This is a genomic window from Paenibacillus chungangensis (genome assembly GCF_042675905.1).
GTDB classification, from domain to species: domain Bacteria; phylum Bacillota; class Bacilli; order Paenibacillales; family Paenibacillaceae; genus Pristimantibacillus; species Pristimantibacillus chungangensis.
Window position 1 is genome coordinate 173,776 of record NZ_JBHTJZ010000033.1, and the last position, 13,307, is coordinate 187,082.

The 13,307-nt window shown below is 49.3% G+C and carries 13 protein-coding genes; all 13 read left to right on the forward strand.

From position 1 onward, the window contains the following. The first annotated feature begins 11 nt into the window (after positions 1-11). The 13 genes from ACFQ2I_RS18000 to ACFQ2I_RS18060 all read left to right on the forward strand — a co-directional run bounded on the left by ACFQ2I_RS18000 (position 12) and on the right by ACFQ2I_RS18060 (position 13,242). Positions 12-1,802 (forward strand): sensor histidine kinase, encoded by a 1,791-nt coding sequence (locus ACFQ2I_RS18000; protein WP_377566614.1) that lies wholly within the window; start codon positions 12-14, stop codon positions 1,800-1,802. Then, the gene (locus tag ACFQ2I_RS18005; protein WP_377566616.1) at positions 1,792-3,018 is read left to right on the forward strand and encodes a response regulator; all 1,227 of its coding nucleotides are present in this window, start codon (positions 1,792-1,794) and stop codon (positions 3,016-3,018) included. The genes ACFQ2I_RS18000 and ACFQ2I_RS18005 overlap by 11 nt, the downstream gene beginning before the upstream one ends. Before the next feature lie 234 nt (positions 3,019-3,252). After that, the gene (locus tag ACFQ2I_RS18010) at positions 3,253-4,668 is read left to right on the forward strand and encodes an ABC transporter substrate-binding protein (protein ID WP_377566618.1); all 1,416 of its coding nucleotides are present in this window, start codon (positions 3,253-3,255) and stop codon (positions 4,666-4,668) included. A 94-nt stretch (positions 4,669-4,762) separates the two neighbouring features. Next, positions 4,763-5,638 carry a carbohydrate ABC transporter permease gene (locus ACFQ2I_RS18015; RefSeq protein ID WP_377566620.1) on the forward strand — a complete coding sequence of 292 codons (876 nt, stop codon included), beginning with the start codon at positions 4,763-4,765 and terminating at the stop codon, positions 5,636-5,638. Positions 5,639-5,648: 10 nt separating this feature from the next. Continuing rightward, positions 5,649-6,482 carry a carbohydrate ABC transporter permease gene (locus tag ACFQ2I_RS18020; protein ID WP_377566622.1) on the forward strand — a complete coding sequence of 278 codons (834 nt, stop codon included), beginning with the start codon at positions 5,649-5,651 and terminating at the stop codon, positions 6,480-6,482. Between the two features lie 9 nt (positions 6,483-6,491). Beyond that, the gene (locus tag ACFQ2I_RS18025; RefSeq protein WP_377566624.1) at positions 6,492-7,391 is read left to right on the forward strand and encodes an ROK family protein; all 900 of its coding nucleotides are present in this window, start codon (positions 6,492-6,494) and stop codon (positions 7,389-7,391) included. After that, on the forward strand, positions 7,388-8,308 hold the full coding sequence (locus tag ACFQ2I_RS18030; protein ID WP_377566626.1) for a dihydrodipicolinate synthase family protein: 921 nt from the start codon (positions 7,388-7,390) through the stop codon (positions 8,306-8,308). Before ACFQ2I_RS18025 ends, ACFQ2I_RS18030 begins: the two co-directional genes overlap by 4 nt. A 13-nt stretch (positions 8,309-8,321) precedes the next feature. Further along, on the forward strand, positions 8,322-9,002 hold the full coding sequence (locus tag ACFQ2I_RS18035; RefSeq protein ID WP_377566628.1) for an N-acetylmannosamine-6-phosphate 2-epimerase: 681 nt from the start codon (positions 8,322-8,324) through the stop codon (positions 9,000-9,002). Between the two features lie 476 nt (positions 9,003-9,478). Further along, the gene (locus tag ACFQ2I_RS18040) at positions 9,479-9,706 is read left to right on the forward strand and encodes a DUF1450 domain-containing protein (protein ID WP_377566630.1); all 228 of its coding nucleotides are present in this window, start codon (positions 9,479-9,481) and stop codon (positions 9,704-9,706) included. Between the two features lie 96 nt (positions 9,707-9,802). Beyond that, entirely contained in the window at positions 9,803-10,306 is a 504-nt protein-coding gene (locus tag ACFQ2I_RS18045; RefSeq protein ID WP_377566632.1) for a ferritin, read from the forward strand. 107 nt (positions 10,307-10,413) lie between these two features. Next, the gene (locus ACFQ2I_RS18050; RefSeq protein WP_377566634.1) at positions 10,414-10,902 is read left to right on the forward strand and encodes a TVP38/TMEM64 family protein; all 489 of its coding nucleotides are present in this window, start codon (positions 10,414-10,416) and stop codon (positions 10,900-10,902) included. A 19-nt stretch (positions 10,903-10,921) separates the two neighbouring features. Further along, positions 10,922-11,515 carry a GNAT family N-acetyltransferase gene (locus ACFQ2I_RS18055; RefSeq protein ID WP_377566636.1) on the forward strand — a complete coding sequence of 198 codons (594 nt, stop codon included), beginning with the start codon at positions 10,922-10,924 and terminating at the stop codon, positions 11,513-11,515. 53 nt (positions 11,516-11,568) lie between these two features. Then, positions 11,569-13,242 carry an ArnT family glycosyltransferase gene (locus ACFQ2I_RS18060; protein ID WP_377566638.1) on the forward strand — a complete coding sequence of 558 codons (1,674 nt, stop codon included), beginning with the start codon at positions 11,569-11,571 and terminating at the stop codon, positions 13,240-13,242. The last annotated feature ends 65 nt before the right edge of the window (positions 13,243-13,307 follow it).

Consider the following 13,307-nt stretch of genomic DNA (forward strand, 5'->3'; position numbering starts at 1 on the left):
AGGGGAACAACATGAAATCGATCAGCATCGCTTTTGGCCGCTGGAATTCTATTCGCAACCGCATTTTTTTCTCTATTCTTCTGTTTCTGATTATCCCGGTGCTCCTAACCTTCTATTTACTGGACAGGCCACTTGAAAACGTCATCGAACAAAAAATCGGGAAAGCCGCTCTGGATGCGTTAAACTTGGTCAACTTTAACGTCGAGTTGTTTCTGGAAGACATGCTGAAGTCCTCCGTCGATATTACGATTAATCCTCAGATCATCCAGTTGCTCAAGGACCCGGATGCGCTGACTCCCTACGAGAAGCTGAGGCTTAACGATGAGGTGCTGTATCAGCCGTTCAGTTCTTATTTTACCAATTCGTATGTGACGGTATTCGACCTTCAGGGTAATTGGCTAAGCACAAGCTATATTTCCCAATCCTTGTATGAGGAATACACACAGTCGGAATGGTACCGCGATATGATCTATAAGCCGTATCAGCATCGGTGGATGTTCAATGACAAAAAAATGCTATACTCCGACCGCGAACCGATCATTACGCTTGCAAGAACGGTGACCGACTTGCAGACGTCGCGAAATATCGGGATGATTGCGTTCAGCGTCGCGGAACAAAATATTCGTCCCTATCTGACAGGATTGGAAGGCAATGTGTTTCTCGTGAATCGGGAAGGCATTATCGTCTCCAGTCCATCCAAGCATCTAATCGGCGAGGCGCTTCCCGAAGGGATCGACTTTGGTCAATTGATGGCGATGCGTAACGGTCAAAGCATATTGGAATCGGAAGACGGCAAGTGGATTGTCAATCACGATACGATTCAATTGAATGGTTGGAAAATTGTGCAAGTCGTTTCCTACGATACGGTGTTCAAAGAGATTTTCGATATTCGTCAGACCAACATCGGAATTATCTCGTTGATTTTTATCGTGTTTACAATCATAACGTTGTCGATATCCTATAACATATCGAAGCCGCTGAAGCTGCTTAAGAAGAGAATGCAGGAGCTGGAGGACAAGCAGTTTTATTCCGCCATCAGCGTCTCCGGGCCTCAAGAAATATCCTCGCTGATGGAGACGTACAATAAGATGGTCAAGGAGATTCGCGGATTGCTGGTACAAGTGAAGAACGAATATGAGCAGAAGGAAGAGATGCGATTCCGGGCGCTGCAAGCCCAGATTAATCCGCATTTCATATTAAACACGCTCAACAACATCAAGTGGATGGCCTATATTCGAGGCAACGGCGACGTCGGGGACATGCTGTCCAACCTCGGCGGTATTCTGGAAGGCAGCATCGGCAGAGGCGGCACCTTGATTCCGTTAAGGGAAGAGGTCGACTACATCGAGAATTATATTGGACTTATGAAGCTAAAATACCATGACAGGCTGTCACTGCAGATTCATATTCCCGAGGAATACATGGATCAAGAGGTGATTCGCCTTATGCTGCAGCCCGTCATTGAGAATAGTCTTATTCACGGGATTGAGAAGATCGATAGCCCTGGACGGATTGTCATTACAGGTAATCGGGACGGTGACGAACGGTTCATGCTGACCGTATCCGATAACGGACCCGGCATCGACTCTGACCGCCTGCAGGAGCTGCAGAAGCGGCTATCGTCTGATTCGGAGGAGCCGCCGCCAGAGCGAATCGGATTAAAAAATGTGCATGATCGGATTCGGATGCAATACGGCAGAGCTTACGGTATATCGATCTCCGTCAGTACGAATAGGGGAACGACCGTTACAATAGCGCTTCCGGCTCGAGCGGTGGAGAGGAGATTAAATCATGACGAATAAAGTCATGCTAGTAGATGACGAGATGCTGGTTCGACTTGGTGTGAAGTCACTTATTCAATGGGAGCAGCACGGCTTCCGGTTCATGGGGGACGCTCCAGATGGTGCAAAGGCGCTGGAACTTATGGCGGCAGATGGACCTCCCGACATTCTGCTCACTGATATCGTTATGCCGAATATGAATGGACTCGAATTAATAGAACAGGTTCATAAGCTATATCCAAGTACACTGATCATCGTACTTAGCAGCCATAACGAATTCGACTACGTACGTAAAGCCATGAAGCTGGGGGTGGAGGATTATCTGCTGAAGACGTCGCTGAAGCCTGCGGAACTGCTGCAATTACTGATCGAATCCAGTGATAAGCTCCGAAGGAATAAGAAGAAACGGTTGGAACAAAATAAGTCTGTTACGGATGCAGATAGAAATTCGGATGCGCTGACCGGATTGCTTGAACGACTCCTTGCTGCCGAGGGAGTAGAAGAAGCAGGAGTTAGTAGAGAACAGCCTGCCTCACTTCCAATGAATTCTTATATGCTGCTTATATCGATCAGAGGCATTCGCGAAGGCGTCCCGCATCATTCAGCTGCTCAACTGCTGAAGCATCTGGTTGAGGCGGAGCTTCAAGAGATCCTTCTGGCCGGACCAGTGCTGTGGGATAAGGATGGCATCGCAGCATTGGTAACGATGCCGGGCAGCGATCGGGACAAGCTGCAAGCGCGTGTCGATCATCTTGCGAACGCGTCGGGCAACCTCCTGGGCATCTCATTAAGCGGCTATACGAGCGGCCCTGTCGACAACTGGCGTGAGGCCGGGCAGAGGCTGGCCGAGCTTAAGAGACAGGAGAGAGGACATGCGATCAAAGAAGCCTCGCGGGACGATATTAAGAAGCTGCTGCGTTATATGGAAGAGCATTATGCCGATAATTTGTCGCTTCGGGCTGCAGCGGCAATGGTTAACATGAGCGAAGCTTATTTAAGCACGGTCTTCAAGAAGGAGACTGGTACTACTTTTACCGATTGGCTGAATATGCTTCGCATCGACAAAGCCGAATCATTGCTTCGGGAGTCGGATATGCCGAGCTATTTGATTTCCGAACAGGTCGGTTATGAGAACAGTAATTATTTCGGGCGCATCTTCAAAAAAATGAAAGGTGTAAGTCCGCAAAAATATCGGGCTTCATACGGAAACAAAAAACGTAACACCGAAAGAATGTGAACGTTTTTAACCCTAAATCTAAATATTGTGAACATTCTAATCTCGTTATAAAAATTGTGAAGAAATGACGAAAATGCGTTCCTGTTCCCGCCCATCAAGTTGGGGCTATAATGGGCGCAGAAGCCTTCTCAAGGAGGAGGTCTCGAACAATTAAGAGGAGGGAAGCGACAATTGTAAGCGTTGCAATTGAAACGACGCAAGTGAAAATACGAACTCTAAGGGGGCTTTCTCAACATGGTGAAGAAACGTTCATGGCAGCTGAGTATTATCGTTATGCTTATTCTCGCTCTGGTAGCGGGCTGCTCCGGCAATGGCGGCAATGACAATGCGGGCACATCCAATAAAGGCGGCGCAGAAAAAGGTTCCAAAGAAGCGGTGGAAATATCCGTCTGGCTTACTCCGCAGTGGAAGGGCGTTCTTGAGGCTACGGAGGAAGGAGCGGACTACGACAGCTTCTTCCAATATGCGGCTAACAAATTCGCTGAACAGTATGACAAATACAATGTCAAAGTTAACGTAGAAGTCATTGCCGGCGACCAGCGGGACGAATTGCTTAATGTCAATCTAAGTGGGGGAACCCCTCCTGATGTCTTCTTTGAAAGCGTGTTCGCTATGGGCGATTACGCTCACCGCGGAGCTCTGCTGCCGCTAACAGATATTGTTGATGATTCGGCTAGGAATGATATTGCGGAAGGCTACTGGAAGAACGTAACATTCGGCGACGATGTGTATTTCTATCCCTTCGCACACAATCCCGGTACCCTTGCCTACAATGCCGATATGTTCAAAGCTGCAGGACTTGAGAGCTATATCGGCGGCGAGACGGAAATTAAAACATGGACGCTCGCGGACTACGACAAAATTCTGGAAGGGCTCAAAACCAATCTGCCGAAGGAGCAATACTCCAATGCCTATCCGATGGCGCTCTACGCGCTGAACAATCAGGGCGATACTTGGAATCTGGCTTACCTGAGAATGTTCGGCAATTCATTCTTCGACGAGAATGGCAATATCATTGTGGACGATGAGAACGGCGCCAAAGCGGCGGAATGGATGAAGAGCATTTACGATAACGGCTATACGAACCCGGGTGCGGAATCTGTATCCTCCAACGACGCCAATGCGATGTTCCAGAATCAGCAGTTGGGGATCAGCTTCACGAACGCCGTCCTGTTCAATAACGCAAAAGCGGATATGGCGTCCGGTAAAGCGCAGAAATTCGATATCCGGATGGCGAACATTCCGTCCGAAAGCGGTGACCCGCTGACGTTCACGTATGTGGTAGGCGCAAGCGCCTTCAAGACGGGAGACGCCAAGCGCGAAGAGGTAGCGAAAGACTTCATCAAGTTCTTCTCCACTGATCCGGAGCTTGTGCAATCATCGAAAAACAGCGTACCGGTTAGATCCTCCGTCGTGAATGCATACAAGGATCAATACCCGTTCTTCGCGGCTTATGACCATAACGCGGCTTATATGTTCGCTTTCACTGGCAATGTCCCTGGCTACAGCGAACTGCGACAAGTGCTGTTCCCCGAGCTTCAAGCGATGTATATCGGTGAGAAAACGCCTGCCGAGGCGGTAAGCAGCTATCAAGCGAAAGGGAATGCGGTGATCGCGAAAGCGAGGGAAAATTCCACTCTCGCGAAATAGCACAGACCTGCTACAAGAAGAAAAATCTATTTCCGTTGCTTGCGGCTGCCGATCGGGGCAGTCGCGGCACCGGAAAGAAAGGTGACGGATAACCATGAAATGGCGAAATCCTTACTTAAAAGAAAATATAACCGGCTATCTGTTCATTTTTCCACAGCTATTGCTGTTTCTGTTGTTTATCGTCTATCCCATTCTTGAAGGGATCAGACTCAGCTTATACAAGGTGCAATATCAGCAGGAAACGTTTGTCGGATTCGACAACTATGTCACACTATTTAGTGATCCCATCTTTTTTAAATCTATTGTAAACACGGTTGTTTTCGTCGTCTTTATCGTGCTCCTGACGGTCGTGTTCTCCTTATTCGTCGCCTCCGCCGTATTCGATAAAAACGCCAAATATGTATCTTTTATTCGTGGGAGTTATTATATCCCGGTTATGGTGTCCATGGTTGTTATGAGTATGGTATGGAGCTTTCTGCTCAGTCCGGCCAACGGCCTTATATCGTATGCGGCCCGCGAGATGGACTTGTCTGTTATCAATTTACTTGGGAATAAAAATACGGTTCTGCCCGTCATTATTTTCGTCACTTTCGCCACGAACGTAGGTCAGGCCATTATTCTATATATCGCGTCTATGATCGGCGTGCCGAAGGATTTGTTCGAGGCCGCGGAAGTGGACGGAGCCAGTCGCTTGAAGGTGATCTTCCAGATTCTGATTCCCCTTGTGAAGCCGACGACGATCTATATTACGATTGTCAATATCATCGCGGTACTGAAAATATTCGTTGTCATTCAGCTTCTGACCGGAGGAGGGCCTAACAACGCATCCGTGACGATGATGTACTATCTCTACAATAATGCGTTCAAGTTCAATCAACTCGGCGTTGCGTCTGCGGTAGGAGTAGTCATGTTCGTCATTACGATGCTGCTCTCGGTGCCTCAGCTCCGGGCGATGTTCAAGGATAAGTGAGGGATAAGCCATGAAGTTAATAAGACGGAGAGAAAAATTCGATATCGTCTCTAATTTTTTTGTCGCTTTATTTGCCATATTGAATCTGTTCCCGTTGTATTGGCTGTTCACCAGCTCGATGAAAAACAGCTCCGATGTCGTCAAAATGCCGCCGGATTGGTGGCCGACGACGTTCACGCTTTCCAATTATGTCGAAGTGTTCCAAAGCCAACCGGCGCTGCGTTGGACATTCAACAGTTTGTATGTGGCGGGACTGTCCACTGTGCTGCTTGTTATCACCAGCTCCATGGCGGCTTATGCCTTCTCGAAGCTGCGCTTTAAGGGGAAGAACTTTATCTTCGTCATGTTCATTTCAAGTCTGATGGTCCCGAAGGAAGTCATGATTGTGCCCTTGTTCCGAATTGCACAGGATATGGGACTTGTCAACGACTTGCACGGGATGATCTGGCCGAACGTGGCCACCGCATTCGGCGTGTTTTTGCTGAAGGGATTTTTCGATTCCGCCCCTGACGCACTGCGTGAAGCGTCCAGAATCGATGGAGCGGGCGAGGTTCGAACATTTCTGCAAATTATGCTGCCGATCGTGAAGCCTGGTATAGGCGCGTTGTTTATTCTGAATTTCGTGCAAGTGTGGAATGACTACTTGTGGCAGCTCGTTATTGGTCAGGATAAAGAGATGAAGACGTTGATGGTAGGCATTGCTACACTCATGCAGGATTTGAATCCAAACTTCGCTTACAAGATGGCGGGTGCGACGGTTGCGGCTATCCCCATGCTGCTTATCTTTATCTTGTTCCAGAGGTACTTTACGCGCGGCATCTCAATTGGCGCAGTAAAGGAATAGAGGCGGCTTATGGCAGAGAAGAGATGGGTCAGCGTGGATGTAGGAGGCACCGAGATCAAATACGCGGTCTTCGGAGCAGACAGAGACATCTTATATGACGGTAAACGGAAGACGCCTGCCGGCGAAGCCAATATTCACATACCGGAAGCCGTGCTTGCAATTGTCCAAGAGATGATGGATCGGTACGGTCCAATGCAAGGCGCTGGCATCAGTACGGCTGGCGTGGTAGACACGAAGACAGGCGAGATCATTTATGCCGGCGGAACCATTCCAACATACAAGGGAACTAATTTGAAGCGGAGTATAGAAGATCGGTTCGGACTTAAGACGATAATTATGAACGATGTGAATGCGGCTGCGGTTGGTGAATGGTGGAGAGGCGCCGCCGAAGGCGTCGACGATTTTTTTTGTCTGACGCTCGGTACAGGCATCGGCGGCGCGTTGTTCTGCGGCGGCCATCCCGTGACTGGCGCCCATTATCGTGCAGGGGAGATCGGTCATTCGCTCTATGACAAGGAGAGCGGCACGACCTATGAGCAGCGGGCGTCTATGTCGGCCTTGCTGAAGCAGGCGACTCGCAAGCTACCTGATTTTGACGGCAGCGGGTTCACGCTGTTCGAGGAAGCCAAGGCTGGCAACACACTTTACTTGGATGTGATTGACCAGTGGGCAGAAGAGATTGCCAGAGGCGTTGCCAACGTCATTGTATTGGCCGATCCTGCGCTCATCGTCATTGGCGGCGGTGTCTCGGAGCAGGGAGATGAATTACTGGATCGAATCAAGCTTCAACTGCCGGCTTATATGCCTCCCGGCTTCTCCCAATCGGAGCTGGCGGTTGCGCAGCTTGGCAACAAGGCTGCTCTGTATGGAGTGGTGTATCCTTATTTTAAAGAAGAGATGGAGCGATGATGATGGGGAATATTGAAACCTTCGAGGGCATATATGTCGCGATGTACTCGGCTTACGACGATAAAGGCGAAGTGGATGCGGAGCGTGTCAAGCAATTGGCGAGATATTATGTTGGCAAAGGACTTAGAGGGTTGTACGTCGGTGGAAGCTCAGGCGAAGGTATGCTTCAGACGGCGGAGGAGCGCAAGCTGGTGCTGGAAGCAGTGTTGGAGGAAGTGCGCGGCGAACTGAAAGTGATCGTGCATGTGGGGGCCAACTCCACCCGCGAAAGCGTGGAGCTGTCCAGACACGCCGAGCTTCACGGCGCGGATGCGATCTCCGCAGTACCGGCCATCTATTACCGCTTGTCTGAAGCGGCGGTCGAGAATCATTGGCAGCAAATGATTGACAGCAGCCGTCTTCCGTTCATCATTTATAATATTCCGCAGACGACCGGCTTTCAGCTGTCTCCAAAGCTGGTACAGAAGCTCGCGGCGCAGCCGAAAGTAATCGGTGTTAAAATGTCCGGGGAAAGCACATTCGACCTGCAGCAGTATAAGGTTGCTGGCGGTGACGACTTCCTCGTCTTTAACGGGCCGGACGAACAATTTCTTGCGGGCCGGATTATGGGAGCGGACGGAGGGATCGGAGGAACGTACGGCATTATGCCGGAGTTGTTCTGTAAGCTGAATGAGTGGTATGAGGCTAATCGCGTGGCAGAGGCGCAAGAGCTTCAATACGAGATTAACGCCGTGATCAAGAGACTGCTGACTTACCCGTCGCTTTACGGCGCAGCCAAATATATGTTGTCGCTGCGCGGCGTAGAGACCGGTGAGCCAAGGTTGCCGCTGCTGCCGGTTCGCGAAGAGAATCATGCTTCGTTGGCCGCCCTGAATGACCATATTATTGCGCTTGTCGCGCAATACAGCGCCCGATAGGAGACGATTAACGATGTTGAACGCGATTAAAGGCGGATTAGTCGTATCATGCCAGGCTCTGGAGCATGAACCGCTTCACAGCCCTACTATTATGAGCAAGATGGCGCTTGCGGCGAAGGAAGGCGGAGCGCTCGGCATAAGAGCCAATTCCATAGTCGATATTATAGCGATTAAGCGAGAAGTGGATCTTCCTGTCATCGGTATCGTGAAGCGTGATTACGAAGGCAGTGAAGTGTTCATCACGGCAACGCGCAAGGAAATCGACGAGCTGCTGGAGAGCGGATGCGAGATGATTGCGATGGACGCAACTCTTCGCGATCGTCCGGGTGCGGAGACCTTGGCATCGTTGGTGGAGTATTGCCGCAAGAAGAAGCCTGAAGTGGAGCTTATGGCGGACATATCGACGGTTGAGGAAGCCGTCGCGGCAGAGCTGTCGGGCTTTGACTGCGTCTCTACAACACTGCACGGCTATACGCCTGACACCTCCTATACGAAGTTGTTTAGAGACGACTTTGCTTTCTTGAAGGCTGTACTCGAAGAAGTGAAGGTGCCGGTCATCGCCGAAGGCAATGTGCTGACACCGGAGATGTATCGCCGTTGTCTGGAGCTCGGAGCAGCTGCCGTCGTTGTCGGCGGCGCCATCACACGCCCGAAGGAGATCACTGCGCGATTCGTACAGGCTGCATCCAAATAGCGGACAGCGAACTGAATGTACCGATGAACCTGTCTGCTGCCATAGTTCTTCTACCTGACGATATAATCACTGAAATCGATGCCCGGTTCCCACCTGGTGTCGATTTTCCTTTTATTCACACACAACTAAATGGATTCTCTCCTTTTAATTATCCAGTATATGTTTATTTTAAACGTTTAAATGGATTTTCTGCAGCTGATATAAGTGAATTCCTCGTGTGTAGCTGAATTTGGCTCATTTAACTGGCCATTTTCCATTTGACTGCTACTTGTTTCTCCGCATCCCCCATGTAACTGTACATAACCCATTAAGCTGCACCAATTGTACGACGAACTGTAACAGGAATCACGTTGAAGGGGAAATTACGATATAGTCGCATATTTGACAACTGACGAATAATCGATTGACAAAGACCATGATAATCATTATCATCATATTGAGAAGAGTAATCATGCTGATCGTAGCGGGGTGGCGCGATGAAAAAGATCAAGTACTGCAAGCGCAATATGAATCGCATGGACGGCTTGGAAGAAGTCTACAAGAAGATGAAGGGCAAGTACCCTGATATGAAAGTGAAGAAGACCGACTGTCTGGGCGAGTGTAGAACTTGCAAGTCGGAGTGCTTCGTCGTGATGAAGTCCAAGACGATCAGCGAACCAACCGCTTACAGCTTGTACAAACGTTTGAAGAAAATGATCGGTTAGCCTTACATAAGGAACGAATGTGAGAGGCGTCCTTTGGACGCTTTTTATTTTTATGTTAGAATGAATATAACTAACTATAGTGAGGAGCCCATCACGATGAATGATGCATTGGCTAAAGCTCTTAATGAGCAGATGAACTTTGAATTTTATTCCGCGCACGTCTATCTTGCCATGGCTGCATATTGCTCCGGCGACAGCCTGGACGGATTCGCCAACTTCTTTATCGTTCAAGCGGAAGAAGAACGGTTTCATGCAATGAAAATATACAAATTCCTCAACGACCGCGGACGACGTGCGACGATGGACGCGCTTCCCGAGCCGAACAACGACTACAAATCTGTGTTGGATGCGTTTCAACAAGGTTTCAAGCACGAACAGATCAATACGGAGCGCTTCTATCACTTGTCCGATCTGGCGATGAACGATCGCGAGCACGCCACGATCAACTTCCTGAAGTGGTTCATTGATGAGCAGGTCGAGGAAGAGGCATTGTTCGACAGTATTATCAATAAGCTCAAGCGGATCGACAAGGACAGCAATGCTTTCTATATGCTGGATGCCGAATTCGCCGGCCGCTCGTTCTCACCTGATGCGCAGTAAGCGAGCGGAATAGCCATGTAGAGGGAGCCTTCTTTCCCATTATTGGGGAGAAGGCTATTCTCTTATTCTTGAAGTTAATGTTGTGGAAATAGGAGGTTTTGCTGCCAGTGAACTTGCGAAGTGCCGAGGAGACAGCGGAATGGCTTGGTCAATTAGGCGGTTGGGCAATTGCAGCCAGTATCTTGTTTAATATCCTCATCAGTATTTCAGGTGTCCTTCCCTCTGCCTTCTTATCAGGAGCGAATGCAATCGTATTCGGCCTTCCTCTAGGTTTTTCCATTTCACTTATCGGCGAGGTTCTTGGCGCTCTTATCTCCTACTGGTTATATCGCAAGGGATTACTTGTTTTGCGACGGAGAGGTGCACGGTTAAGGAAATGGAGAGAACGAATAGCCAATGCCGGCAAAGTCAGGCAATTTGTACTCATTCTTTTCGCCAGAGTATTACCGTTCATCCCTTCGGGAGCCGTCACTTTTTTCGCCGCGTGGATCAAGATGAATGTGCTTGCATTTATGGTTGCCACTCTAGTGGGGAAAGCACCATCGATAGCGGCAGAGGTTTGGCTTGGATATAGCTTGTTTGCTTTCTTCAGTTAAGGAAGTAAATCAGCATAATATGGAAAGTAGGGACAACATGATTGAAGCAGCGAAGCAACAAGATGTTAACGAAGTATTGCCGCTTATCTTGTCGGCGATCGGCTCCATTGCGTACACCCTGTCGGGAACGGAGGACGACGAGCGGACATGGGAGCTGCTCGCGGGCGACTTCATAAGCGAGCACAACCGTATAAGCTATCGCAATATAATTGTCGACCGTATAGACGGCCGCATTGCGGGCATGCTGATCAGCTACCGAGGCGACGATGCCGATGAGCTGGACCAGCCATTCCGTGAACGGCTGGAGAGCATATACGGCGCGGGCGCAGGAGACAAGCTGACGGTGGAATGTCAGCCGGGAGACTACTACCTGGATGCTGTGGCTGTCGATGAACGCTTCAGAGGACAAGGAATTGCGAAGCGCTTAATTGCCGCCTTCGAAGGGCAGGGGGAGCAGAAGCGCTGCAGCAGATTATCGCTTATTGTAGAGCCTGATAATACGGCGGCATACTCGCTTTATCAACGATCTGGCTACAAGGATGACGGTGAGCTGACCGTGAGTGGCAGCCGTTACATCCGGATGATCAAGCCATTTGAATTCTCTGAGTCTTAAGCCTCAGATAATTATTTAAGTTTCTATGGAATATATAGGAACATTGGGGTAAGATGGAAGATGGCGTTTTGCTAAGACTGGTAGACAAGTCTCATTGTACGGCAGATTGTTGCGTCAAGCTGCTTCTGCTTGTTCAGGAGAGGGGGAGAAGAGGCTTGAGGCAGTTGACTGGCTGCTGGCAATGGCTGCGAGCCAATCCGCTACTGGCCGTATTGTTTGCAATGGGCGTGCTGGTGAGAGTATTCGCTTGGGGGAGTGTTCCCCCGGGGCTGAACCAGGATGAAGCTTCAATTGGTTACGATGCCTACGCGTTGCTTCATTACGGCATTGACCGGAACGGTAGTTTTCTCCCCATGCATCTTGTTGCTTGGGGGAGCGGACAGAATGCGCTGTATGCCTACTTTTCCATGCCCTTTATATATCTGTTCGGACTGGATGAAGTGTCGATTCGTATTGTCAGCCTGATCTTTGGATTGCTGGGTATGTGCGCGGTGTACTGGCTGGCGAAGGAGATCTTCGGCGAAGGCAACGGTGCCGTGTTAGGCGCTTTTCTGATCGTAATCTGTCCTTGGCATATTATGATGTCCAGGTGGGCGCTGGAGTCCAATTTGTTTCCAACGCTTGTGCTGCTCGCCATCGTGTGTTTGCTGCAGGCTTTGAAGCGGGGCGGAATAGGCTGGTGGGCAGGCTTCAGCATTCTCATATCCCTGTCAATGTACGCTTATGGCACCTCCTATTTCTTTGTGCCGGTATTTTTGTTGGGGAGCGCGCTTTATCTTGGTGCAACTCGCGTGGTGAAGCTTCGAGTGCTTCTGACGCAATGCGGAGCAATCTTGATTCTGACGCTGCCTATTCTACTATTTCTATGGATTAACAGGGCCGGGCGCGCTGCTATCGATCTCGGTCTGATGACGATCCCGCGCCTAACGGTGCCGAGGGTGGAACAGGTATCGTCACTGTTTGGCAGCGATGCCTTTCACAGGGCGGGAGCGAACTTGCAGCAGTTTCTGGATATTTATGTGACGGGACATGACGGCTTGCTCTGGAACGCCATTCCGGCATTTGGTTACTTGTATCCCATATCGCTGCCCTTTATTGTGATCGGTATAGGATATATGGGCAAGCTGGCTTTGAAGGACAGGAATGTGTCGGCAGCACTCATTATGCTGATGTTTATAACTGCTTTGATGATGACACTGGTGACGGATACGAATATGAATAGAATTAATATAATCTTCTATCCCACTGTATTGCTTGCTGCGAGCGGTCTTTTCTGGACGTGGAAGAACGTGAAGGGGGCGGCTTATGGTGCGATTGCGGCATTTTGCTTGTTTTTCGCGGCGTTCAGTGTGAACTACTTCAAGGAGTATCCTGATAGAATCAGCCCAATGTTCTATGAATCTCTTGGAGACTCCATTCGTTATGCCAGTCAAGCGACGGAAGGAAAGATTTATGTCACCGATAAGGTGAACATGCCCTACATATTTGTCTTGTTCTATGAGCAGTTCGATCCGCACGAATTTCAAGCAACGGTGAAATATAAGCATGAGGATGCGCCATTCCGGCAAGTGGAATCATTCGGAAGATATGCGTTCGAGCAAGTACCCGAGCTTCGTCCGAACGAAGCTGCTGCCTATATTTTATACAATTCGGATGCCATGCAGCAGGTCCCGGAAGGTTATGCGATTAGACGTTTCAATCATTTTACGGTTATCAGCAAGCAATAGGCGACAGATTCGTAGAGAAGTTACATATTTGATAGATATTGCCGATATAATGTATAGAATATATC